At 64.6% G+C, this 22,186-nt stretch carries 24 protein-coding genes; 16 read left to right on the top strand and 8 right to left on the bottom strand.

Annotated features, from left to right (window positions below; genetic code table 11):
• The first annotated feature begins 196 nt into the window (after positions 1–196).
• The 3 genes from XH90_RS27580 to hemC all read left to right on the top strand — a co-directional run bounded on the left by XH90_RS27580 (position 197) and on the right by hemC (position 3,690).
• Positions 197–787 carry a TetR/AcrR family transcriptional regulator gene (locus XH90_RS27580; protein ID WP_194477438.1) on the top strand — a complete coding sequence of 197 codons (591 nt, stop codon included), beginning with the start codon at positions 197–199 and terminating at the stop codon, positions 785–787.
• Positions 788–1,025: 238 nt separating this feature from the next.
• Positions 1,026–2,648, top strand: a complete 1,623-nt coding sequence (locus tag XH90_RS27575) for a GMC family oxidoreductase (protein WP_194477437.1) — start codon at positions 1,026–1,028, stop codon at positions 2,646–2,648.
• 61 nt (positions 2,649–2,709) lie between these two features.
• A complete protein-coding gene (gene hemC, locus XH90_RS27570) occupies positions 2,710–3,690 on the top strand; it encodes a hydroxymethylbilane synthase (protein WP_194477436.1) in 981 nt (326 codons plus the stop codon).
• Positions 3,691–3,838: 148 nt separating this feature from the next.
• Here hemC and hemE read toward each other — a convergent pair whose 3' ends face one another.
• Positions 3,839–4,873 (bottom strand): uroporphyrinogen decarboxylase, encoded by a 1,035-nt coding sequence (hemE, locus tag XH90_RS27565; RefSeq protein WP_194477435.1) that lies wholly within the window; start codon positions 4,871–4,873, stop codon positions 3,839–3,841.
• A gap of 111 nt (positions 4,874–4,984) precedes the next feature.
• Between hemE and XH90_RS27560 the strand changes: the two genes are divergently transcribed.
• On the top strand, positions 4,985–5,200 hold the full coding sequence (locus tag XH90_RS27560; protein ID WP_194477434.1) for a hypothetical protein: 216 nt from the start codon (positions 4,985–4,987) through the stop codon (positions 5,198–5,200).
• Between the two features lie 171 nt (positions 5,201–5,371).
• Complete coding sequence (locus XH90_RS27555; RefSeq protein ID WP_194477433.1) at positions 5,372–7,276, top strand: diguanylate cyclase; 1,905 nt, start codon at positions 5,372–5,374, stop codon at positions 7,274–7,276.
• A gap of 6 nt (positions 7,277–7,282) precedes the next feature.
• Here the strand turns inward: XH90_RS27555 and XH90_RS39135 are convergent, their stop codons facing one another.
• Together XH90_RS39135 and XH90_RS27545 are read right to left on the bottom strand one after the other, a co-directional pair.
• A complete protein-coding gene (locus XH90_RS39135; RefSeq protein WP_256442433.1) occupies positions 7,283–7,501 on the bottom strand; it encodes a SlyX family protein in 219 nt (72 codons plus the stop codon).
• Positions 7,491–8,258 (bottom strand): rhodanese-related sulfurtransferase, encoded by a 768-nt coding sequence (locus XH90_RS27545; protein ID WP_194477431.1) that lies wholly within the window; start codon positions 8,256–8,258, stop codon positions 7,491–7,493. The genes XH90_RS39135 and XH90_RS27545 overlap by 11 nt, the downstream gene beginning before the upstream one ends.
• A 197-nt stretch (positions 8,259–8,455) precedes the next feature.
• Here XH90_RS27545 and ggt point away from each other — a divergent pair, with 197 nt between their 5' ends.
• Both ggt and XH90_RS27535 read left to right on the top strand, forming a co-directional pair.
• Entirely contained in the window at positions 8,456–10,042 is a 1,587-nt protein-coding gene (gene ggt, locus XH90_RS27540; protein ID WP_194477430.1) for a gamma-glutamyltransferase, read from the top strand.
• Between the two features lie 68 nt (positions 10,043–10,110).
• Positions 10,111–10,575, top strand: coding sequence for an FKBP-type peptidyl-prolyl cis-trans isomerase (locus tag XH90_RS27535; RefSeq protein ID WP_194477429.1), 465 nt, complete (start codon positions 10,111–10,113; stop codon positions 10,573–10,575).
• 58 nt (positions 10,576–10,633) lie between these two features.
• On the opposite strand, the gene XH90_RS27530 is transcribed toward XH90_RS27535, so the two are convergent.
• Positions 10,634–10,852, bottom strand: coding sequence for a CsbD family protein (locus XH90_RS27530; RefSeq protein WP_194477428.1), 219 nt, complete (start codon positions 10,850–10,852; stop codon positions 10,634–10,636).
• A 127-nt stretch (positions 10,853–10,979) separates the two neighbouring features.
• Between XH90_RS27530 and XH90_RS27525 the strand changes: the two genes are divergently transcribed.
• From XH90_RS27525 to XH90_RS27515, 3 genes are all read left to right on the top strand, one after another.
• A complete protein-coding gene (locus tag XH90_RS27525; protein ID WP_194477427.1) occupies positions 10,980–11,495 on the top strand; it encodes a cupin domain-containing protein in 516 nt (171 codons plus the stop codon).
• Positions 11,496–11,626: 131 nt separating this feature from the next.
• Positions 11,627–12,055, top strand: coding sequence for a VOC family protein (locus XH90_RS27520; RefSeq protein ID WP_194477426.1), 429 nt, complete (start codon positions 11,627–11,629; stop codon positions 12,053–12,055).
• 26 nt (positions 12,056–12,081) lie between these two features.
• Positions 12,082–12,570, top strand: a complete 489-nt coding sequence (locus XH90_RS27515) for a VOC family protein (RefSeq protein ID WP_194477425.1) — start codon at positions 12,082–12,084, stop codon at positions 12,568–12,570.
• Positions 12,571–12,732: 162 nt separating this feature from the next.
• On the opposite strand, the gene XH90_RS27510 is transcribed toward XH90_RS27515, so the two are convergent.
• Both XH90_RS27510 and XH90_RS27505 read right to left on the bottom strand, forming a co-directional pair.
• Positions 12,733–13,809 (bottom strand): hypothetical protein, encoded by a 1,077-nt coding sequence (locus XH90_RS27510; protein ID WP_194477424.1) that lies wholly within the window; start codon positions 13,807–13,809, stop codon positions 12,733–12,735.
• A gap of 2 nt (positions 13,810–13,811) precedes the next feature.
• Entirely contained in the window at positions 13,812–14,513 is a 702-nt protein-coding gene (locus XH90_RS27505; RefSeq protein ID WP_194477423.1) for a FecR domain-containing protein, read from the bottom strand.
• Positions 14,514–14,725: 212 nt separating this feature from the next.
• Here XH90_RS27505 and XH90_RS27500 point away from each other — a divergent pair, with 212 nt between their 5' ends.
• Positions 14,726–15,991, top strand: a complete 1,266-nt coding sequence (locus XH90_RS27500; RefSeq protein WP_246755602.1) for a phospholipid carrier-dependent glycosyltransferase — start codon at positions 14,726–14,728, stop codon at positions 15,989–15,991.
• A gap of 53 nt (positions 15,992–16,044) precedes the next feature.
• Here XH90_RS27500 and XH90_RS27495 read toward each other — a convergent pair whose 3' ends face one another.
• A complete protein-coding gene (locus tag XH90_RS27495) occupies positions 16,045–16,686 on the bottom strand; it encodes an OmpA family protein (protein ID WP_194477421.1) in 642 nt (213 codons plus the stop codon).
• Between the two features lie 385 nt (positions 16,687–17,071).
• Here XH90_RS27495 and XH90_RS27490 point away from each other — a divergent pair, with 385 nt between their 5' ends.
• The 3 genes from XH90_RS27490 (at position 17,072) to XH90_RS27480 (ending at position 18,973) form a co-directional block, all read left to right on the top strand.
• On the top strand, positions 17,072–17,317 hold the full coding sequence (locus XH90_RS27490) for a hypothetical protein (RefSeq protein WP_194482829.1): 246 nt from the start codon (positions 17,072–17,074) through the stop codon (positions 17,315–17,317).
• A gap of 122 nt (positions 17,318–17,439) precedes the next feature.
• Positions 17,440–17,694 carry a hypothetical protein gene (locus XH90_RS27485; protein WP_194477420.1) on the top strand — a complete coding sequence of 85 codons (255 nt, stop codon included), beginning with the start codon at positions 17,440–17,442 and terminating at the stop codon, positions 17,692–17,694.
• 118 nt (positions 17,695–17,812) lie between these two features.
• Positions 17,813–18,973, top strand: coding sequence for a winged helix-turn-helix domain-containing protein (locus tag XH90_RS27480; protein WP_194477419.1), 1,161 nt, complete (start codon positions 17,813–17,815; stop codon positions 18,971–18,973).
• Here the strand turns inward: XH90_RS27480 and XH90_RS27475 are convergent.
• Positions 18,958–19,395 carry a DUF2809 domain-containing protein gene (locus XH90_RS27475; RefSeq protein WP_194482828.1) on the bottom strand — a complete coding sequence of 146 codons (438 nt, stop codon included), beginning with the start codon at positions 19,393–19,395 and terminating at the stop codon, positions 18,958–18,960. The genes XH90_RS27480 and XH90_RS27475 overlap by 16 nt on opposite strands.
• Positions 19,396–19,469: 74 nt before the next feature.
• Between XH90_RS27475 and XH90_RS27470 the strand changes: the two genes are divergently transcribed.
• Entirely contained in the window at positions 19,470–20,798 is a 1,329-nt protein-coding gene (locus XH90_RS27470; protein WP_194477418.1) for an MFS transporter, read from the top strand.
• Positions 20,799–21,050: 252 nt separating this feature from the next.
• Complete coding sequence (locus tag XH90_RS27465) at positions 21,051–22,157, top strand: efflux RND transporter periplasmic adaptor subunit (RefSeq protein WP_194477417.1); 1,107 nt, start codon at positions 21,051–21,053, stop codon at positions 22,155–22,157.
• Positions 22,158–22,186 lie beyond the last annotated feature (29 nt).

Below are 22,186 nucleotides of genomic sequence, written 5' to 3'. Positions count from 1 at the left end.
GACTGTTGGTCGGTAAATACCGACCGCTAGTCGAAAAGTCAACTGGTCGCCTGCGGAGAATTCCATTAGAGCAGCATCAGATCGAGCTGCATCCGCGAAGAAGGTCGACTCCCTCTCCCGCTTGCGGGGGAGGGCTGGGGTGGGGGTGTCTCCACAACGCGAGCCGGCGGCCCGATCTGCGCTAGACAGGAACGGCATGGCAAAACAGGCGGAGCGGCGCGCAGCAACGACCGAGGCGATCCTGACGGCGGCGCGGCGGCTGTTCGGGGCGAAGGGCTTTGCCGCCACCACCATGGACGAGATCGCCGAAGGCGCCGGCATCGCCAAGGGCGCGGTCTATCATCACTTCAAGACCAAGGAGGCCGTGTTCGAGGCGGTGTTCGACCTCGTCTCGCGCGATCTCGTCATAGAGATCGACAGCGCCGCGCGGGCCGAGAAGGACGTGCTGGCCGCGATGGTCGCCGGCACTCAGCATTATTTCGCCGCGACCGCCAAGGGCGCGACCGGCCAGATCATCCTGCGCGATGGACCCGCCGTGCTCGGCTGGGAGCGCTGGCGCGAGATCGACGCGAAACACTTTGGCGGCAAGATGCCGCGCGCGATCTCGGCGGCGATGGAGGCAGGTCTCATCGCCAGGCAGCCGGTCGAGCCATTGGCGCGGCTGCTGCTTGGTGCGGTCACGGAGGCGGCGGTCGCCTGCGCCGGGCGCGCCGATATCGCAAGGGCGGGCGTGGAATATGCCCGTGCGTTCAAGTCGCTGGTCGAGGCGCTGCGCGTGCGGGCATGATTGTGCTAGTGCAGAATGAGTTGGGCGGTGCTGGCGCCAAACGCGATCACCTCTCCCGTAGGGAGAGGTCGGGTCGCATCGAAGATGCGATCCGGGTGAGGGGCTACGGTCTGCCGTTGCGGCCCCTCACCCGGATTGCTACGGACGACGCTGCCCATTGCCGAGCGCAATCCGACCTCTCCCCGTCGGGGAGAGGTGAAGAAGGAAACGCCCACGCCAACAAGAAGAACAGTAGCGCATGAACGCAAATTCCGCCTCCTCCGATCCCGAGTTCGACTACATCATCGTTGGCGCCGGCTCCGCCGGATGCGTGCTCGCCAACCGTCTCTCCGCGAACGGCAAGTACAGCGTGCTGTTGCTCGAGGCCGGCCCGAAGGATTCCAACATCTGGATCCACGTGCCGCTCGGCTACGGCAAGCTGTTCAAGGAAAAGACCGTCAACTGGATGTACCAGACCGAGCCGGAGCCCGAGCTGAAGGGCCGCCAGGTCTTCCAGCCGCGCGGTAAGACGCTGGGCGGATCGAGCTCGATCAACGGCCTGCTCTATGTTCGTGGCCAGCACGAGGACTACGATCGCTGGCGCCAGCACGGCAATGCCGGTTGGGGCTATGACGACGTGCTGCCCTATTTCAAGAAGGCCGAGAACCAGGCGCGCGGCGCCGACCGATATCACGGCGCCGGCGGGCCGCTGCCGGTCTCCAACATGGTTGTGACCGACCCGCTGTCGAAGGCCTTCATGGACGCCGCGGTCGAGACCGGTCTGCCCTACAATCCCGATTTCAACGGCGCCACGCAGGAAGGCGTCGGCCTGTTCCAGACCACGACGCGCAACGGCCGCCGCGCCTCGACGGCGGTCGCCTATCTCGGTCCTGCGAAGACCCGCAGCAACCTCAAGGTCGAGACCGAGGCGCTTGGCCAGCGCGTGCTGTTCGACGGGCGCCGCGCGGTCGGCGTCGAATATCGGCAGGGCGCGAGCGTGCGCCGCGCGCGGGCCCGCAAGGAGGTCGTGCTGTCGAGCGGCGCCTACAACTCGCCGCAACTGCTCCAGCTCTCTGGCGTCGGCCCCGCCGATCTGCTGCGCAAGCACGGCATCGACGTCGTGCTCGACGCCCAAGGCGTCGGCCACGATCTCCAGGACCACATGCAGGTCCGCATCGTGATGCGCTGCTCGCAGAAGATCACGCTCAACGACACCGTCAACAACCCGATCCGCCGCACGCTGGCCGGCGCGCGCTACGCGCTGTTCCGGAAAGGCTGGCTGACGATCGCGGCGGGCACGGCGGGCGCGTTCTTCAAGACCAATCCGCGCCTCGCCTCGCCCGACATCCAGGTTCACTTCCTGCCGTTCTCGACCGACAAGATGGGCGAGCGGCTGCATGATTTCTCTGGTTTCACGGCGTCGGTGTGCCAGCTCAGACCCGAGAGCCGCGGCAGCTTGCGCATCAAAAGCGCGGACCCGACCGTGCCGCCGGAGATCCGCATCAACTACATGTCCACGGAGACGGACCGCACCACCAATGTCGAAGGCATCAAGATTCTGCGCAAGATTCTCAACGCGCCGGCGATGAAGCCATTCGTGATCAGCGAGTACGATCCCGGTGCGAAGGTATCCACGGACGCCGAGATCCTGGATTATTGCCGCGACCGCGGCAGCACCATCTACCATCCGACCTCGACCTGTCGTATGGGCAACGACGCGCTCGCGGTGGTGGACCAGCGGCTGAAGGTGAGGGGGCTCGAAGGCCTCCGTGTCGTCGACGGCTCGATTATGCCCGACCTCGTCTCGGGGAACACCAACGCGCCGATCATCATGATCGCGGAGAAGGCCTCCGATATGATATTGCAGGACGCACAGGCATGATCCGGAAAAGTGTGCAGCGGTATTCCGATTAGATCATGCCTAACTCAAGGAGCATTCGGACTTGGCTACGCGATTCAAGATCGGCACCCGCAAGAGCGCGATGGCGCTGGCACAGACGGAAGAGATCGCGCGCCGCCTGACATCAGCGGTGCCCGGTCTCGATGTCGAGATCGTCAAGTTCGACACCACTGGAGATCTCGACCAGACCAGCAAGCTGCTGCCCCACGGCGGCAAGGGCGGCGCCTTCGTCGCGCAGATCCGTGCCGCGGTGCTTGCGGGCGAGCTCCAGGCGGCGATGCATTCGCTGAAGGACATGCCGGGTAACGAGGACACGCCCGGCCTCGTCATCGGCGCGACGCTGTCGCGCGATCCGCCCGGCGATGCGCTGGTGCTGCGCGCGGGCGTGACGCTGGCGGCGCTGCGCCAGTCCCGCGGCAAGGGCTTCAAGATCGGCACCAACGCGGTGCGCCGCGCGGCCTATGCGCGGCGGCTGTTTCCCGATGTCGAGGTCATTCACTTCCGCGGTGCCGCCGATACGCGCGTGCGAAAGCTGGACCACGGCGAGAAGCAGAAGCTGCCGGATGGCGGCGCGGTGGGTCCCGCAGATGCGTTGATCATGGCCCGCTCCGGCCTCGACCGCGTCGGGCTCGCCGGCCGCATCGCTTACGAATTCACTCCGGCGGAGATGCTGCCGGCGGCAGGGCAGGGCATCGTCGCCGTCGAATGCGCCGCGCAGGACTGGCAAACGCGAAAAATCCTGTCGTCGATCGACGACGCTGACGCGCATCTCTGCGCGGATGCCGAGCGCGAAGTGTTGTGGGTGCTGAACGGCCACTGCAATTCGCCCGTCGCCGGCTTCTCGACCATCACGGGCGACCGGATGTCGCTGACCGCATCCGTGCTCGACCTCTCCGGCAACACCATCATCGAAGCCTCGCGCGCAGGCCCGGCCAATCGCCCGCGTGAGCTGGGACGCGCCGTAGGGCTGGATCTGCTGGGCAAGGGCGCCGCCGAGATCATCGAGCGCAGCCGGCCTCGATAGGCGTCGGTGGTGAGATCACGATCGGCGGTATGATGCCATCGTGCTCCTGTTTTGCCCGACGTGTCAAATGTCGATGCGAGCGGCGCTCCACCCGTGCGGCGCGAAATTCCTCAATGATTTGTACTGTGCATGGGGTTGTTTTCGCGATTCATCCCCGCACGCGCTTGATCATCTGCTCGACATGGGCGATCGGCGTCTCCGGCTGGATGCCGTGGCCGAGATTGAAGATGAAACGCCCTTGCGCAAAGTTCGCCAGCACGTTGTCGACCGCGCGGTCGAGCGCCGCGCCGCCCGTGATCAGCACCAGCGGATCGAGATTGCCCTGCACGGCGACCTTGCTCTGCACGCGCTCGCGGATGAAGGCGGGCTCCGCGGTCCAGTCGATGCTGACGCCGTTGACGCCGGTCGCCTCGACGTAACCGGGCAGCTGCGCGCCGGCACCGCGCGGGAAACCGATGATCTTCGCGTCAGGCACTTTCGCCCGCACGCCTTCGACGATGCGCCGCGTCGGCTCGGTGCACCAGCGCGCGAATTCGGCCGGCGGCAGCACGCCGGCCCAGGTGTCGAAGATCTGCAAGGCGTTGGCGCCGGCCTCGAGCTGCGCCAGCAGATAGTGGATCGAGCTCTCGACCAGCACGTCGATGATTTTCGAGAAGGCCTCGGGATGCCGGTAGGCCATCATCCGCGCCGGCGCCTGGTCGGGCGTGCCCTGGCCTGCGACCATGTAGGTCGCCACCGTCCACGGCGCGCCGCAGAAGCCGATCAGCGCTATCTTCGGATCGAGCGCGGCGCGCACGATCCTGAGCGCCTCGAACACCGGCGCGAGCTTGCCGAAGTCGGCCTGCGCCGCGAGCGTTGCGACCTTGGCGGGATCATCGAGCGGCTCGAGCCGCGGACCCTCGCCGACCTCGAAGCGCACCTCACGGCCGAGCGCGTAGGGGATCACCAGGATGTCCGAGAAGATGATCGCCGCATCGAAGCCGAACCTGCGGATCGGTTGCAGCGTGACTTCGGCGGCGAGCTCCGGATTGAAGCAGAGATCGAGGAAGCCGCCCGCCTTGGCGCGCACTTCGCGATATTCAGGCAGATAGCGGCCGGCCTGCCGCATCATCCATAGGGGCGGAACGGTTTGCCGCTGGCCGGAGAGCACGTCGATGAAGGGCTTTGTCGCAGACTGGGGCACGAGCAATCCTGATGCAGATCCAGGGTTCCTGATACACCGCCACGCGCGGAAGCGGAACAGGGGAACCAGCGCAAATGCGTCGCGTTGACCCGGCAATGGAGGAGGAATTCCATGGCCCAGACATTCAATCCCGCGCCGCATGACAAGCACGCCGATGACTTGCGCGAAGCGCTCGCCGCAGATCGCAACGCCAGGCTCGACACCGGGTTGGAGGATACCTTTCCCGCCTCCGATCCCGTGAGCGCCGCGCAGCCGACGCCGTCGAAGGCCGATGCGGACGCCGACAATCCCTCGCTCTGGGACAAGGTTAAGGCGATCTTCAGCTAGGGATCCGACCGCCGGTTTCCGATGGGCTTGCTAAGACCTTGTTAGTGATCTGCGGAAGCCCCGGTCCGTAGGAGTACGGAAAAGCCCGTAGATGAATGCGAAACTGCGCGGGTGCTTCAGGGTTCTATAAGAGAAGCGGCAGAAGTTCCGGCGATCGGAGATTTCTGCCGCATGAACCTCGCCTCACCGAGAGCCGGATGGAGCCGCCTGCCGCTGCGCACGGCGGCCTTCGTGGTGCTGACCTGCGTTGCGATCCTGGGCGTCAGCGGGTGGCGCGAATGGGCCGCGCGGGACGCGGTGCTCAAGGGTGCCGAGACCGAGATGGCGAACGTCGCCCGCTCCCTGACGCAGCATGCCGAGGACAGCCTCGACCTCCTTGATTCCGGCGTGGTCGGCGTCGTCAGCCGGCTGGAGATGGACGGCTCGGACCCTGCCACGATCGCGAAGCTGCGCAACCTGCTGGAGGCGCGCAAGAGGGCGATGGAGCGCGTCCACAGCCTCGCCATCATCGACGACAAGGGCAATTGGCTGACCTCACCCGGCACGATCGCATCGACGCTCAGCGACGACGCGTTCTTCCGTCACCACCAGCTTTCGCCCCTGCGCGAGGCCTATGTCGGTCACCCCGTGAAGAGCCTCGTCGATGGTGAATGGGTCGTGACCCTGTCGCGGCGGTTCAACAAGCCGGACGGCAGCTTCGGCGGCGTGGTGCTCGCGGCCATCGGCTCCCGGTATTTGTCGCATTTCTACGAGCAGTTCGAGATCGGCCGCAACAGCTCGGTGACGCTGATGTACGCCGACGGCCAGATCATCGCGCGCAACCCGAACAACGAGAAGTTCGTCGGCCGCAATGTCGGCGACACGCCGCTGTTCCGCGATGCCAGCCTGCAGCGGCCGAGCGGCGCCTATCATTTCACCTCGCCGCTGGACGGCGCCGAGCGCGTCAGCTTCTTCAAGCGCAGCGGCCGCTATCCGCTCGTGCTGCTCGCGACCGTCGACAAGGACGAATTGCTGGCGCCGTGGCGAGCCGCGGCGATCTCGCGCATGCTCTACGTGATCGCGCTGGTGCTGCTGATCGCGATCATCGGCGCGGTGCTGGTGCGGCAGCTGCAGCGCGGCCAGCGTATGGCGGCCGCCCTGATCGAGAAGGAGGCGCATTTCCGCCTGCTCGCGGAAGGCTCCAGCGACATGGTCACCCGCATCGGGCTCGACGAGCGGCTGCGCTACGTCTCGCCCTCGTCCAACCGCGTGGTCGGATGGCGTCCCAACCAGCTGATCGGCACGGATGCGCTCGCCGGCATCAATCCCGAGGATCGGCCTCAAGTGCAGGCGATCGTCGATGCCATGAAGCGCGGCGACATGGATGAAGCGCGCATCACTTACCGCAATGGGCACCGGCAGAAGACCGAGGTCTGGCTGGAATCGACCATGCGCGTGACACGCAAGGACAACGGCAATGTCGACGGCGTGGTCGCGATCTCGCGCGACATCACCGAGCAGAAGAAGCTGGAGACCCGCCTCGAGACGCTCGCGATCGAGGATAGTCTCACCGGGCTCGCCAACCGCCGCCGCTTCGACGAGCGGCTGAGGGAGGAGTGGGCGCGTGCCTATCGCGACCGCTCCAGCCTGGGCCTGCTGATGATCGACGTCGATCACTTCAAGGCCTACAACGACGAATATGGCCATCCCGCAGGCGATGCCTGCTTGCGCGTGGTGGCAAGGACCATTGCGGCCGAGGTGCAACGGGTCGGCGATCTCGCGGCCCGCTACGGCGGCGAGGAATTCGCCATGCTGCTGCCGAACACCGATGCCGCCGGCTGTGCCCGGGTCGGCGAGCGGATCCGCAGCGCCGTCCATGATGCGGGTCTGGTGCACGCCACCAATCCGGCCGGACCATGCGTCACCGTTTCCGTCGGCGGTGCGGCCTGCCGGCCTGCCGCGGAGCGTACCGCGGGCGCGGGGTCGCTGGTGGAGGCCGCCGACCGCGCGCTCTATGCCGCCAAGACCGCCGGCCGCGATCGGCTGATGATGTCCGGCGAGGTCATGAATCTGCTGCCCAAAGCGTCAGGCCAGTAATCGCGTTCAATAATGCGGCGGGCGCTCGTTGGCCGGACCCGGCGCGTTCGTCTCGGCTTCCTGCAACCGTTCGCCGAGCTCTGCGACCTTCCGCGTCAACACATCGATCTGCTTCCACTGCGCGGTGATGGTCTGGTTCAGCGTCTCGATGGTATCGTCCTGATAGGCGAGGCGCATTTCCAGCGCGTCGATGCGCTCGGCGAGCGTCTTGATCTCATTCGTCACGGTCGTGCCCCTTGTCCCGTTCGCGCAAGCCAATTTCTTGCAGGCCATGGCCGAGCGCGACGCGCTCGTCGAACACGAAACATTCGCCGCGCCAGCGGCTCTGCGCCTCCGGCACCTCTTCCAGATATTTCAGGATGCCGCCCTTGAGGTGATAGACTTCGGCAAAGCCACGCGCGAGCAGATGCGCGCTCGCCTTCTCGCAGCGGATGCCGCCGGTGCAGAACATCGCGATGCGCCGGTGCTTTGCGGGATCGAGCTGCCGGCTGGCAAATTCCTTGAACTGGCCGAAGCTCTTGATCTCAGGATCGACTGCGCCCTCAAATGTCCCCATCGCCACCTCGAAGGCATTGCGGGTGTCGAGCACCAGCGTGTCGGGCGAGGCGATCAGCGCGTTCCATTCGCTCGCATCGACATAGGTGCCGACCTGCCGGGTCGGATCGGCGGCCGCATCGCCGAGCGTGACGATCTCCTTCTTCAGCCGCACCTTGAGCCGGCCGAACGGCATGGCCTCTGCGGTCGAGCACTTCAGTTCGAGATTGTTCAGCCTGCCGCCGAACATCGTCCCGTGCGCGAGCTCACCGGCGAAGGCGTCGACGGCGCCGGGCGCGCCCGCGACGGTGCCGTTGATGCCCTCCTGCGCCAGCAGCACGCTGCCCTTGAGAGCCAGGCCGGCGCAGAACGCGCGCAGCGGCTCGCGTAGCTCGCGGTAATCGGGCAGGGCGGCGAATTGGTAGAAGGCGCAGACCTTGTACGTCATGATGGCTCGTTTAGCAGGCGTCCGCCGCCCGGAAAACCCGCAACCGATAGCTCTATTCCCAGCGAATGGCAGCCATTTCCCTGGTATGCCAGCATTGCCCGGGCGGCCCTGAATGTGTCATGAAGACCCGATTTTCCGAGACGGTGCGGCATGCACCCAAGACTTCGTCTAGACGCCCCTGAGAGAGCAGAACTTCGATGAGAAACTTCCATTTCCCCGGCAGGTCCACGGTCCACGCCACCAATGCGATGGTCGCGACCTCGCATCCGCAGGCTTCCCTTGCCGCGATCGAGGTGCTGCGCGAGGGCGGCACGGCGGTGGACGCGGCGGTGGCGGGTTCGGCCGTGCTCGGCGTGATCGAGCCGCAATCGACCGGCATTGGCGGTGATTGCTTCGCGCTGATCCAGCCACGAGGCGAGGGCAAGATCATCGCCTATAACGGCTCCGGCCGCGCCCCCAAAGCCGCGAATGCCGACTGGTATCTCGAGCGAAAGATCACCTCCGTGCCGCTGACCTCCGCGCATGCGGTCTCGATCCCCGGCGTGATCGACGCGTTTGCGACCGTGCTGCGGGACCACGGCAAGTTCGGCTTCGACCGGCTCCTCCAGCCGGCGATCAAGGCGGCGGAAGAAGGTTACGTCGTCGCGCCCCGCATCGCGTTCGACTGGAAGAACCAGTTCGAGAAGTTGAAGAACGGCACCAACACCGTCCGTTATTTGTTGCCGGGCGGCAAGCCGCCGGTCGCCGGCGACGTCATCCGCCAGGCAGAACTCGGCAAAACGCTGCGCGCAATCGCCAAGGATGGCCGCGACGGCTTCTACAAGGGCGCGATCGCCGAGGACATGGTCGAGACCCTCAGAGGTATCGGTGGCCTGCACACGCTCGACGATTTCGCCGCGCACACGACCGAAGTGACCACGCCGATCGGCACCATGTACAAGGGCTACGACGTCTGGCAGTGCCCGCCGAACGGCCCCGGCGTCACCGCGCTTCTGATGCTCAACATCCTGTCGCGCTTCGACCTCACCAAGTACGCGCCGGTCAGCGTCGAGCGTTTCCATCTCGAGGCCGAAGCCGCGCGCATCGCCTACATGAACCGCGAGATGCACGTCGCCTCGCCTGCGCACATGAAGATCAACGTCGCCGAGATGCTCGAGAAGGGTTTTGCCGACGAGTACATCAGCAAGATCCGCATGGACGGAATGCTCGACCTGCCCAACGTCGCGCCGCCGATGAATCCTTCGACCATCTACATCACCGTGGTGGACAAGGACCGCAACGTCTGCTCGTTCATCAACTCGGTCGCGCATTCCTTCGGCTCGGCCATCGTCTCCAACAAGACCGGCGTGCTGTTACAGAACCGCGCCGGCGGCTTCCGCATCCAGCCGGGCCATCCCAACTGCATCGAGGGCGGCAAGCGTCCGCTGCACACGATCATGCCGGGCCTGCTCACCAAGGGCGGCCGCTCCACGATGTCGTTTGCGGTGATGGGCGGCCAGTACCAGCCGACCGGCCAGACCCATCTCCTGACCAACATCCTCGACTATGGCTGCGACGTGCAGGAGGCGATCGACATGCCGCGCGGTCTGCACTACGAGGGCCAGTATCAGCTCGAGGACAGCGTGCCGGCCGACATCGTCGAAGGCCTCAAGAAGCTCGGCCACAAGACCACCAGCGTGGTCGGCCCGCTCGGCGGTGCGCAGGCGATCTGGATCGATTGGGAGAAGGGTACGCTGACCGGCGGTTCCGACCCGCGCAAGGACGGCTGCGCGCTCGGCTATTGATCCTCCGAGGGCTGGAAACGATCACCGCCTTGCGCTAGACACCTTCCGCCTCGAACGGAAGGTGTCTTATGCAGCGTTTCCAGCGCATGCTTCTCGCCATCGTGTCGGCGCTCGTGATCACGTTGATCGGCGGCGTGTCGACATTCGTTTCCACCACGGCCTCGGCCCAGACCGCAGGAAAGACCATGACCACAGCTTCAGGCTTGCAGATCACCGATAGCGTCGTCGGCACCGGCGCTTCGCCGAAGCCCGGCCAGATTTGCGTGATGCACTACACCGGCTGGCTCTACGAGAACGGCCAAAAGGGCAAGAAATTCGACTCGTCCGTCGATCGCAACGAGCCGTTCGAATTTCCCATCGGCAAGGGCCGCGTCATCGCCGGTTGGGACGAAGGCGTTGCCACGATGAAGGTCGGCGGCAAGCGTACGCTGATCATCCCACCGCAGCTCGGCTACGGTGCGCGCGGCGCCGGCGGCGTGATCCCGCCGAACGCGACACTGATGTTCGACGTGGAATTGCTCGGCGTGAAATAACGCACCAACAAAAAGACCGGCCTCGCGGCCGGTCTTTTCGCTTTCAGTACAACGCAGTCTACTCGGTTGTGCGACGTGCAGCCGCAGCGGCGCGGTCGATCGCTTCCTTCGCGGCATCCTTGGCATCGCCCATGGCCTTCTGGCCCTTGCCCTTCACTTCCTGGACCGCGCCTTCGCCCTGCAGACGCTCGGAACCGGTGGCTTCACCAATGCCCTGCTTGGCCTTGCCGATGACTTCGTTGGCGGTGCCCTTGATCTTGTCGCTCGTGGTACCCATGAAACTCTCCTTCCAGATTGCTCGCGAAGACAACGTCTGGCGGCTATGAGGGTTCCGAATTTGGTATGGCTTGATAGGCCGGCTTTGGTTAGTTTCGCGCGCACGGAACCAACAGAAAGCAAGAATCATGACCGGCCATGACCACAGCCATTCCCACCATGACCACGATCATCACGATGATCGCTGGAAACATGACGGCGTGCGCGTCATTCCCGGCAACCAGCTCGATACCAACGTGCCGTCGACGGCCGGCATGGACCGCGCTGCCGCGATCAATTTCGCGCGCGTCGGCGCGCAGAAATTGTGGGCGGGCACCGTCAGCATCAGGCCGGACGCGAAGACCGGCGCGCATCACCACGGCCATCTCGAAAGCGTCATCTATGTGGTGAAGGGCAAGGCGCGGATGCGCTGGGGCGAGAGCCTGCAATTCACCGCCGAGGCGGGCCCCGGTGATTTCATTTTCGTGCCGCCCTACGTGCCGCATCAGGAGATCAACGCCAGCGCCGACGAGGTGCTGGAATGCGTGCTGGTGCGCAGCGATGGCGAGGCGGTCGCGATCAATCTCGATATCGAGCCGGTCGAGAAGCCCGAAACCGTGCTGTGGATCGATCCGGTGCATCGGGATCCGAACGAGAAGAAATGAGGCTGACGACTGCGCGGGGGTTGGTGTGACCAAACTTCGCAAGGCCGTGCGCAAAAATATTCGGAAGCCGCCGTGTCGGATGGCGGCTCGGCCATCCGTCCTTGGGCAGAACCTCGCCCAAGGAGCTTCCGATGCCCAGGATGATCTTCCTCAATCTGCCCGTGACGGACATCAAGCGAGCGACCGCCTTTTATGAGGCGATCGGCGCAACCCGGAACCCGCAATTCAGCGGCGAGACGGCCAGCTGCATGGTCTTGTCCGAGACCATCTACGTGATGCTGACGACCCACGACACATTCCGTCAGTTCACGCCGAAGCCGATCGCGGATGCAAAGACCTCGAACCAGGCGCTGTTCTGCCTGTCCGCCGATAGCCGGAACGAGGTCGACGAGATCGTCGGCAAGGCCGCGGCTGCCGGCGCGGTCGCCGATCCCAGCCCGGTCGACGACTGCAGCTTCATGTATGGCCGCAGCTTCGAAGATCCGGATGGTCATATGTGGGGCGTGAACTGGCTGGACATGGCAGCCGTCCCCGCCGAGCCCGCCATGGCGCACGCCTGATCGAAGGCTGAAGAGGAGCATTCGCAATGTCCAAGCTCGTCCCCTGCATGTGGTTCAACGGCGATGCCATGGAAGCCGCCAAGTTCTACGTCTCGATCGTGCCGAATTCGGAGATCACGCACGTTCAGCACAACGTTTCGGACGGCCCGTCGGGCAAGGAAGGTTCGGTGTTGGTCGTCGAATTCACGGTGGCCGGCCAGCCCCTGGTCGCGCTCAACGGTGGCATGACCATGGAGTACACGCACGCGATCTCGCTGATGATCCATTGCGACGACCAGGCCCAGGTCGACAGCGTGTGGAATGCGTTCCTGGCCCATGGTGGCAGGGAAGAGCAGTGCGGCTGGATCAGGGATCGCTGGGGCGTGGCCTGGCAGGTGGTGCCGAAGGTCATGTTCGAGTTCCTCGCGAGCCCGGACAAGGCTGCCGCCGCCCGCGCGATGCAGGCCATGATGAAGATGGTGAAGCTGGATGTGGAGGTGCTGCGCCGCGCGTTCGAGGGCAAGTCGGCTGCGTGAGGGCTTCGGCCTTGCTACCTGCGCACTGTCATCGCCCGGCCTGACCGGGCGATCCGGTACTCCGTGACGACGGCAGTTGAACCGTAAGGCTGCGGCGTACTGGATGCTTCGGTCGAAGCCGGGGCATCGCGGCGGAATTCGCGGCTCCGCGCGAACCCCACGCTAATAATTGATCCTCAACCCCACGCCGCCGTGGATCGTGTTGCCCACCGGCTGCGGGCCCAGCGTGCCGTTGGCGAAGAGGTCCACGACCCAGCCCTTCTGCACGCGGAAGCCGAGGCGGCCGCCATATTCGAACCAGCCCTGGTTGCCCATCGTCGGCACCACCGTGCCGTCGCCGGTCACGGTGGCGACGATGCCGCTGTGGCTGGCGAACGATTGCACCCAGCCGCCATTGATGTTGGTCTCGATGTTGCCGGCGAAAAGATGGGTCCATTGGCCGCCGATCTTGACCAGGCTGGTGCGGTCGGTGCCATCAGCAATGCTGGCGTCGAACGGATTGAAGGCGACCGTGTCGTCGGCATAGCCCGAGACCCGCTGCCAGAGCTGCCACACCTCGATCGAGGCCGCGACCTCGTCGCGCGGCGACAATCGGCTCATCCAGCCGGCGCGGCCATAGACCGCGTAGTTCGCCGCATTGGTCGAGCTCGTCACGCTCACCGGGCCGAGGCTGGTGTCGTAGTTGCGGGTGTAGCGCGCCTTCTCCCACGGCGTCAGGATCGTGCCGACGTCGAAGAATGGACGCGACGAGCCCCAATCGGTGAAGTCATAGCGCAGCGCGAAGGCGCCGATCGGTGCGCTGGTGATGTGGTAGCCGCCCTCGCTGTATTGCGTGTAGGCGAGGCCAGCGAGCAGCGACAGATTGGACGTCAGCTCCTTGCGGCCATGAATGCCGGCCGAGAACGAGCCCGCCGAACCGAATGCGCTGACGCAGTCGCTGCAATTGACCTGCTCGTTGACGCCAAGCAGCACGGTGCCGAGTACCCGGTTGGTGATCATCTGGTTGAAGCGCTGGCCTGCGAGGCCGCCGGCCGAGCTGCCGCTGGAGTCGGCGCCCGTCGGGGTCGGGCTCGGCGATGGGTACGGGTTCGGCGACGGATAGGGTGTCGGCTCGCCGCATTCGGACTCGCAGAAGCTGGCCGCGCCTGCCGAGCGCGTATCGAGCGAGAACAAGGCAAGCGCCGTGGTTGCGGCCAATGCGACCGCCAGAAGGAGCCGTTTGAAGCCGAGCTTTGCCATCGTCAACGCCCGCACAGCGTGTCGTCGTCACGGACGCCAGGTGTGATGGTCGGTGAGGCGTCGGCATATTGGTTCACGGCGCAAAGCCCCGAATTCGCAGCGCAGTTGGCGGCGAAAGTCCACGGCGGCGTGCTGGTCTTGGCGATGGTGACCTTGCCGCCGGTCGAGGTGATGACCGCAGTGTCGCCCGGTTGGGTGAGCTGGACGCACTGGAAACTCAGCGTGCAGACGCTGGCCGCGCCCTCCTGAAGCACGACGACCGAGCGACCGCGCTGCGACAGGATGTCGAGCGTCGTGCCGCGAACGCCGATGGTCGCGAGCGGGGTCGTGATCTTGTAGGCCGCTTTCTCCGAATGGCCGGTAACGAAGCGGAAGGCGCCGGTGGTCATGCGGATCGCGACATCGCGGTAGCTGTGCTCGTCGTTGAAGACCGTGCGGTCGAGCTTGAGCGTCGCGTTCGGTCCGAGCGACAGATTGGTGCTGTCGGCCATCACGAAGCGCGCCGCGCTGTCGGCGCCGGTGCGCACGGTCTCGTCGCGCAGCATGCTGTCGCCGACATTGATTGGCGTCGCGGTCGCGGCGAGGCGAACCACCTCGTTCTGGACGAGGACGGCTTCGCCGACGCGCGTCTGGGCTTGCGCGCAAGGCGCAGCGCACAGTGCAACCGACAGCAGTGTGGGGAAAAGCAGAAAACGCAAAATCATTTCGTGACCGATCGAAGTCCCTGGCCGTACGGATCGTGCACGCCCGTGTTGTGGCAGAATTATCACAAGGGGCGTGAGACGAGCGCTAGCTTAGTGACACTTGCGGCAGAATGCGTTCAATGGATCGGCTGAGTTTTGTTTTATTCCGCGGTGACGCAGATTTGCCACGCAAAATAGTCTCACAGCAGTCGCGTGAAGCACAGGCGGTTCCGATGGTGTCGCGAAGCGCAGTGATCGCTGTCGCGATCTTCCTAGCGGCACATTTCGCGCTGCTGATCGGGCTGGTGACACCGGAAAAGTTCGTCTTCGACGAGGTGCATTACGTGCCGGCGGCGCGTCAGATGCTGGGCTCCACGGCGTCGCAGCCGATGCTCAATCTGATGCATCCGCCGCTGGCAAAGGAGCTGATCGCGGCATCCATCGCGGCCTTCGGCGACAATGCGTTGGGTTGGCGCTATCCGGCGACACTGTTCGGTGCGCTCGCGATCGTCGCGATCTATCTCTGCGGCCTCGCGCTGTTCGGCTCGCAAGGACCTGCGATCGCGGCAGCGCTGATCGCGGCGTTCAACCAGATGCTCTATGTACAGGCGCGCATCGCGATGCTCGACATCTTTGCGCTCGGCTTCGGTCTGCTCGCCATCGCCGCCTTCATGCACGGCTTCCGCCGCGAGCGGCCACAGGCGCTGTTCGCGCTCGCGGGCAGCCTGTTCGGCCTTGCCGCCGCCTGCAAATGGAGCGGCCTGTTTCCGCTCGGCGTCTGCATCGTCATCGTTGCGATGACCCGCCTGATGCAAAGCTGGCACACGCTGTTTGCCGACGCGAGGCCAGATGACTGGTACCGGCCCGATCTCTGGCCGGGGTTCAAGGCCCATCATGCCGCGCTCTGCTTCGTGCTGCTGCCGGTCGTGGCTTATCTGCCCGCATTCGTTCCGCTTTACGGGGTGTCGTTGCCTGATCTGATCGAGGCGCAGCGCCGGATCTTTGCCGACAACACCACAACCGCGATCGCCGGGCACACCTATATGAGCTCATGGCCCTCCTGGCCGCTGCTCGCGCGTCCCGTGTGGTTTCTGTTCGACAAGACTTCGGATGACAACGTCTCGGCGATCGTCTTCCTCGGCAATCCCCTGGTGCTATGGCCGGCGCTGCTCGCGCTCTTGATGGTGCTCCGCGACTTCATCGTCGCGCGTCGCTGGGACGCGTTTTTGATCGCAGCGTTCTATTTCGGACCCTGGCTCGCCTGGGCGCTGCTGCCGCGCACGCTGGGGTTCAGCTATTATTATCTGCCGGCCGCAACGGCGGCTTCGCTCGCGCTGGTCTATGTGTTGCGACGAGAGGGCCTGCCGCGCTGGCTGTTGTGGGCTTATGTCGGCATCGCCGCCATCGGCTTTGCGGTGATGCTGCCCATTTCAGCCGCCTTCATCGGCACGTCGATGCAGACCTTCAACCGGCTGATGCTGTTCCAGAGCTGGATCTGACGAGGGAAAACCGCCCGCCGCGAAAGCGGCAGGCGATTTGTCGATCGTCACGACTACTTCGATGCAGTCTTTGTGTCCATGTTGACGACCTGGACGCGGCGATTGATCGGGTCGGCGCCGTTGGCGGTGTCCTTCAGCTTGGTCTTGCCATAGCCGACGGTGACGAGATCGCTGCCGTTGAGGCCGTAGTTCTGCACCAGGTACTTCTTGATCGTGTCGGCGCGGCGCTCCGAGAGGCCCTGGTTGTACTCTTCCGTGCCGATCGCATCGGTATGGCCGGCGACCACGAAGGTCGAGCCCTTGAGCGACGGGTCGGACAGCGCCTTGCCGAGTGCCTGCACTGACGCTACCGAAGTCTTGGCGATGTCGGCCGAGTTGTAGTCGAACTGGATCTCCAGGTCGATGTTCGGCTTGGTCGCGGCGAGCTCGGCGATCTGGTCACGTTCACCCATCGAGAGCGAACGGGTCTGCCGGTTGCGCACGGTGTTGAGGAACGTCGCTTCCTTGGCCTGCGCGGTCGGGTCGGCCTGGGGACCGGCGGAGAGACCACGGGTGGTCGGCCTGGGCTTCAACGCATCCAGGATCTGGCTGGACGAGACGTTGGTGTCGCCGGCGAAAGCCAGGCTCGCCGTCATCGACAGCACGGCCGTGAGCGTGATCGCCTTTAATCCAAAAGACTTGGTGAAATGGGTCATCGTCGTATCCTCGCTTTAACGCCTGATGGCGATTTGATGCTGCGAGCATAGGGAAGGTTCAAAGGCTCGGATGTGATATTCGTCACGTTGGGGGCGGGGGCTTCCGGGGTAGCCTGCCTCCCGCCCGGAACAGGACCTGCTGTGCTTCCGCCTTTGCGCTGACGGATCGTGGCGGGACGTTGCTGAAACGCGCGGACATCGTTCGTCGCAAAGCGGTCGCGGCATGGTCTGCTCGCGAACAAGCTTTCGGCCAGATGCGCGCCTAGCAAACACCCCTCATCAGACATGACGGGCGAAGGGAGCCGAGTTCCGTTCAGTGCCGAGGCCAAGTGATCATCAGTTCTATCGTAATGGCCCGCCGGATCGGACCGTGTCTCTCAATGCCATGCCCATCTATATCGGCGCGGCGATGATTGCGGTGGCGATCCTGCTCTCGACGCTGATCGCGGGCTTGACCTCCCGCTATGTCGGTCTTGAAGCGCCGACTGAGGAGAATATGTGGCTGGTCGATCGCCTGACGGGCAACGTCTATCGCTGTCAGGCCGAGGGGCGGGGCAAGGCCTCCTGCGAGCCCGACATCGCTACCGGCAGCGTCGGCGACCGGCCCAAGCTGCCGAAGAGCGGCCACTGAGGCCGTTTTGCTTCGCGTTGCAGCAAGGAAATTGTCTTCCCCGCGAAACGTTCTCGCTTGAGGATACGTAATTGCGAATGCCGGCATGACGCCGGTTTCGTTTTACTTCAGGAGACTTTTCGATGAAGACCTTGCTCACTACCGCAGCCTTTGTCGCGTTCGCTCTTTCAGTTTCGCCCGCGTCCGCCGCGATGATGGCGTGCACCAGCGATAACATGATGAAATCCGCGGCCATGATGGGCGGCACGGCCGACACCCCCGCCAAGGTGGCCATGAACAAGGAAATGGCCATGGCCAACACGGACATGAGCATGGGCAAGATGAAGGGCGCCTGCATGCACTACATGAAGGCGCAAAAGGCCATGATGATGAAGTAGGCCCCGGCCTCACCATCCAACCGCGCTGTCAGCAGATGGCAGCGCGGCTCTTCTTCGCCCTGTTCAGTCGCTCGTTCTGCTTCTGCTTTGCCCGAATCCCGCTACATTGCCTCTCGCAATGTCCCGTGCACCAAAACCCCTTTCGCTTCCGACGACACTGGCCCGGCAGATCTGGCTGCGCGCCCAAAGGCTCGACACGCGTGAACCGTTCGGGAAGGGCGCACAGGCCGTCACCGAGGCGGTCGACCATCTCGGATACGTACAGATCGACACCATCAATGTGATCGAGCGCTGCCATCACCACATCCTGTTCAGCCGCATCCCGTCCTACCGTCGCGCCGATCTGCGTCATGCCCAGAGCGTCGACAAAAGCGTGTTCGAATACTGGACCCATGCGCTGTCCTACGTTCCTTCAGGTGATTTTCGCTTCTTCCTGCCGGCGATGCGCGAGCACAAGCGCGAAGGGCACAGGTGGTACGCCTCGGTGACGCCGGCCGATACGCGCAAGGTGATGCGGCTGCTGCGCGCCGGCCCGCTCACCATCCGCGACATCGAGGACGACGTGCTCTCCGAGAAGGAGCATCTGTGGCAGAGCCGGAAACCCTCGAAGCGGGCGCTTCAGCTTGCCTTTTACACTGGCGTCGCCACCATCAGCGCGCGCCAGGGCATGCTCAAGACCTACGATCTGATGGTCAGGCATTTCGGCTGGGACAAGCTGCCGAAGCCGGCGTCGCCCAGGGAGATCACGGCCTATCTGCTCGACCGCGCGCTGCGCTCGCAAGGCGTCGTCAGCCTCGATTCGATCTGCCACCTCGATGCCCCCAGCAAGAAGGCGGTGGCGAGCCTGATCGCTTCGCGCGTCCGCCGCGGCGAACTCGTGCCCGTCGCGATCGAGGGCGCCGGCAAGCAGGAGCATTGGGCGCAGCCTGCCACGCTGGAACCGCACGAGGTATCGCCCGATCTCGTCCACATCCTCTCGCCGTTCGATCCGCTGATCATCCAGCGCAAGCGCACCAATCTCATCTTCGGCTACAACCATCTGTTCGAAGCCTATGTGCCGAAGGCCAAGCGCAAGCTCGGCTATTTCGCGCTGCCCGTGCTGGTCGGCGACGAGATCGTGGCCGCGCTCGACCTCAAGACCGACCGGCAGGCCAAAAAGCTCTTGATGCAGAAATGGACCTGGCTCGGGCAGGGCAAGAAGACGGCAGGGCGCAGGGAGCTTAAGCAGAAGATCGAGGACGAACTCGATCGGTTCGAGCGGTTTCAGCTTGCAGAGTGAGTGTTCGCCACCGCGGCCAGCCGATCGATCCATACGCCGAACGCAATCCCGACCGCATACGCCACCACATTCCACAGCGAGAAGATCCGCCCCAGCAGCAGCGCGCCCGCCGTCGTCAGCCGGAAAGCATCGAGCCACGGCGTATGCACCAGCCGCGAAAACTCGACCACGACAGCGATCACCATCGCGATGGCCACAAGCTGGCTCCGCGTCAGCCGCGGAAGCAGCGCCCCGACCAGCAGAAACACCATCGTCGCCCAGAGCAGCGAGCCGCCGTACTTCACTGCGAAGGCGGGAAGGCCGAGCGGAAAGCCGTACCAGCGCAGGGACAGCCCGCAGGCGATTACGGCCAGCGCCAGCGCGGCGCGGATCATCGATCTCCGCCGCAGCGTATTGGTGTTGACCGGCTGCGCGCCGTGCATGGCTTCCATTGACTCTTTGCTCTTGATGCCCAAAACCGCCCTCAGCCCATAAAAGAAACAACCCTGGGGAAGATATGAGCCAGACCACGACCTATACCGGTTACGCCGGTGCGAAAAGCGCCATCGAAACCTCGACCATCCGCGCCATTTCCTGGCGCCTGATCCCCTTCCTGGTGCTGGCCTACTTCTTCTCCTATCTCGACCGCGTCAATCTCGGCTTCGCCGCGTTGACCATGAACGCCGAGTTGAAGTTCACGCCGCTGATCTTCTCCTGGGGCGCCGGCATCTTCTTCATCGGCTATTTCATCTTCGAGGTGCCGAGCAATCTGGCGCTGGAGAAGTTCGGCGCGAGCCGCTGGATCGCCCGCATCATGGTGACCTGGGGCATCATCTCGGCCCTCATGGCGCTTACCAACGGCGTGACCAGTTTCTACGTGCTGCGCTTTCTGCTCGGCGTCGCCGAAGCCGGCTTCTTCCCAGGCATCATCCTCTATCTTACATATTGGTATCCGGCCGAATATCGCGCCCGCTTCCTTGCGGCCTTTGCGATTGCCGTGCCGGTTTCGACCGTGATCGGCGCGCCCATCTCCGGCCTGTTGCTCGGGCTCGACGGCGCGATGGGATTGAGGGGCTGGCAGTGGCTGTTTGTTCTCGAGGGCATTCCCTCGGTGCTGCTTGGCGTCGTCACCTGGTTCTACCTCACCGACAGGCCGGAGAAGGCGGACTGGCTCTCGGCCGAGCAGAAGACCTGGCTCAAGGCCAAGCTCGACGCCGAGATCGCGGCCAAGCAGGCCGTGAAGCATCTGACGCTCGGCGAGGCGCTGTCCTCGCCCAAGGTGATCATGTTGAGCCTGATCTACTTCGGCTTCGTGGGCGCGCTTTACGGCATGCAGTTCTGGCTGCCGCAGATCGTCAAGGCGTTCGGCCTCACCAACGCCCAGACCGGCTTCGTCACTGCGATCCCCTATGTGTTTGGTACGATCGCCATGATCCTGTGGGCACGGCATTCGGACGCCACGCGCGAGCGCGTGATGCATGTCGGCGCGCCCATGATCCTGATCGCGGTCGCGCTCGCCGTCTCCAGCTACATCACCGATCCCACCATGACGATGGTGGCGCTGACCTTCGCCGCGATTGGCGTGTTCTGCGTCTTCGGCGTTTTCTGGACCTTGCCGACCTCTTGGCTCTCCGGCACGGCAGCGGCCGGCGCCATCGCGCTGATCAACTCGATCGGCAACCTCGCCGGCTTCGGCGGCCCTTACCTGATCGGCTGGGTCAAGGAAGCGACGGGGCAGACCTCGACGGGCCTTCTGGTGCTCGCCGTGCTGCCGCTGCTCGCCGGCATCCTGGTGTTCATCGGCGGCCACGAGACCAAGCACGAGTTTGTCGAGCAGGGGCGGTGAGGACGACAGCCGTCCTTGCGTAGCCTGGACGGAGCGCGGCGAAATCCAGGACTCGCTCTATCGTTGGATGGGCCCCCGGACATCGCGCTCGATCCGGGTGCCGCTCCCCACCCTACAATCGCACCTTCTTCGAAAGGCTGGCCAATCCTTACCAGCCCTTAACGATCACGCATTCCTGATAACTGACGATTATTGACTTTTATCAGTGATTAGTCGACATTCCTCTCATTGCAGACGCAGGAGTGTCCTCCGATGTTCGTTCGGTCCGTTTTGTCCAGCTATTCCAGGCTCTTGGCGGGTGTGTCGCTGGCCCTGATGGCCACGGCCCTGGCCGGATGCAACGAAACCGTGGCGCAGAAGGCCGAGCCGCCGCGGCCGGTGCTGGTCGCGTCAGCCCATTATGATGCCGAGACCCCGGAGCGCAGCTTCGTCGGCAGCATCAAGCCCCGCATCGAAAGCGACCTTGGCTTCCGCGTCGCCGGCAAGGTCGACAAGCGTCTCGTGGAGGTCGGCCAGACCGTCGAAGTCGGCCAGGCGCTCGCCACCCTCGACGAGGTCGACCTGAAGCTTCAGGCCGAGCAGGCCGTCGCCGAGCAGACCGCCGCCACCGGCGTGCTGGCCCAGGCCGCCGCCGCCGAGCAGCGCGCCAAGGAACTGAAGGCCAAGGGCTGGACCACGGATGCCGCGATGGATTCGAGCCGCGCCGCCGCCGACGAGGCCCGCGCGCGCCTCGATCGTGCCGTCCGCTCGGTCGAACTGACCAAGAACTCCCTTTCCTACGCGACGCTCGTTGCCGACGCCCGTGGCGTCGTCACCGCAACGCTGATCGAGCCCGGCCAGGTGGTCGCCGCAGGCCAGGCTTCGATCCGTGTCGCCCGCTTTGCTGAAAAGGAAGCGGTCGTCGCGATCCCTGAGACGCTGGTTGGACGCGCCAAGTCGGGCGTTGCCAGCGTCACTCTTTGGTCGGAGCCGGACAAGAAGTACGTCGCGAAGCTGCGCGAGATCGCACCGGCCGCCGATCCCGCCACGCGCACCTATCTCGCAAAGTTCTCGCTGCCCGAGGCCGACGACAAGGTCGCGCTCGGCATGACCGCGACGCTGACCCTGTCGGACGCCGCCACCGAGCGCGTCGCGCGGCTGCCGCTGTCGGCGCTGTTCAACGAGGGCGGCAAGCCGTCCTTCTATGTCGTCGACGACAATGGCGCGGTCACGCTGAAGCCTGTCGTCGTGAAGTCCTACGACAGCAACGACGTCGTCATCACGAGCGGTGTCGACGAGGGCGCCAAGATCGTCGCCCTCGGCGTGCAGAAGCTCGATCCCGGCCAGAAGGTGCGGGTCGTGTCGTCGCTGTCCTTCTGAGTTTTGAGTTTTCCACGAGTTACGTCGTG

This window comes from Bradyrhizobium sp. CCBAU 53338, from assembly GCF_015291665.1.
GTDB lineage: Bacteria > Pseudomonadota > Alphaproteobacteria > Rhizobiales > Xanthobacteraceae > Bradyrhizobium.
This window is presented reverse-complemented; position numbering and strand designations above follow the sequence as displayed.

Excerpts from the sequence above, each read along its gene's own strand:
- XH90_RS27545 (WP_194477431.1), bottom strand. The coding sequence starts at position 8,258 with ATGACGTACAAGGTCTGCGCCTTCTACCAATTCGCCGCCCTGCCCGAT.
- XH90_RS27495 (WP_194477421.1), bottom strand. The coding sequence starts at position 16,686 with ATGACCCATTTCACCAAGTCTTTTGGATTAAAGGCGATCACGCTCACG.
- XH90_RS27500 (WP_246755602.1), top strand. The coding sequence starts at position 14,726 with ATGGTGTCGCGAAGCGCAGTGATCGCTGTCGCGATCTTCCTAGCGGCA.
- XH90_RS27515 (WP_194477425.1), top strand. The coding sequence starts at position 12,082 with ATGTCCAAGCTCGTCCCCTGCATGTGGTTCAACGGCGATGCCATGGAA.
- ggt (WP_194477430.1), top strand. The coding sequence starts at position 8,456 with ATGAGAAACTTCCATTTCCCCGGCAGGTCCACGGTCCACGCCACCAAT.
- XH90_RS27580 (WP_194477438.1), top strand. The coding sequence starts at position 197 with ATGGCAAAACAGGCGGAGCGGCGCGCAGCAACGACCGAGGCGATCCTG.
- XH90_RS27490 (WP_194482829.1), top strand. The coding sequence starts at position 17,072 with ATGCCCATCTATATCGGCGCGGCGATGATTGCGGTGGCGATCCTGCTC.
- XH90_RS27525 (WP_194477427.1), top strand. The coding sequence starts at position 10,980 with ATGACCGGCCATGACCACAGCCATTCCCACCATGACCACGATCATCAC.
- XH90_RS27575 (WP_194477437.1), top strand. The coding sequence starts at position 1,026 with ATGAACGCAAATTCCGCCTCCTCCGATCCCGAGTTCGACTACATCATC.
- XH90_RS27470 (WP_194477418.1), top strand. The coding sequence starts at position 19,470 with ATGAGCCAGACCACGACCTATACCGGTTACGCCGGTGCGAAAAGCGCC.
- XH90_RS27555 (WP_194477433.1), top strand. The coding sequence starts at position 5,372 with ATGAACCTCGCCTCACCGAGAGCCGGATGGAGCCGCCTGCCGCTGCGC.
- XH90_RS27475 (WP_194482828.1), bottom strand. The coding sequence starts at position 19,395 with ATGCACGGCGCGCAGCCGGTCAACACCAATACGCTGCGGCGGAGATCG.
- XH90_RS27510 (WP_194477424.1), bottom strand. The coding sequence starts at position 13,809 with ATGGCAAAGCTCGGCTTCAAACGGCTCCTTCTGGCGGTCGCATTGGCC.
- XH90_RS27480 (WP_194477419.1), top strand. The coding sequence starts at position 17,813 with ATGTCCCGTGCACCAAAACCCCTTTCGCTTCCGACGACACTGGCCCGG.
- XH90_RS27485 (WP_194477420.1), top strand. The coding sequence starts at position 17,440 with ATGAAGACCTTGCTCACTACCGCAGCCTTTGTCGCGTTCGCTCTTTCA.
- XH90_RS27505 (WP_194477423.1), bottom strand. The coding sequence starts at position 14,513 with ATGATTTTGCGTTTTCTGCTTTTCCCCACACTGCTGTCGGTTGCACTG.
- XH90_RS27465 (WP_194477417.1), top strand. The coding sequence starts at position 21,051 with ATGTTCGTTCGGTCCGTTTTGTCCAGCTATTCCAGGCTCTTGGCGGGT.
- XH90_RS27520 (WP_194477426.1), top strand. The coding sequence starts at position 11,627 with ATGCCCAGGATGATCTTCCTCAATCTGCCCGTGACGGACATCAAGCGA.
- XH90_RS27535 (WP_194477429.1), top strand. The coding sequence starts at position 10,111 with ATGCAGCGTTTCCAGCGCATGCTTCTCGCCATCGTGTCGGCGCTCGTG.
- XH90_RS27530 (WP_194477428.1), bottom strand. The coding sequence starts at position 10,852 with ATGGGTACCACGAGCGACAAGATCAAGGGCACCGCCAACGAAGTCATC.
- XH90_RS27560 (WP_194477434.1), top strand. The coding sequence starts at position 4,985 with ATGGCCCAGACATTCAATCCCGCGCCGCATGACAAGCACGCCGATGAC.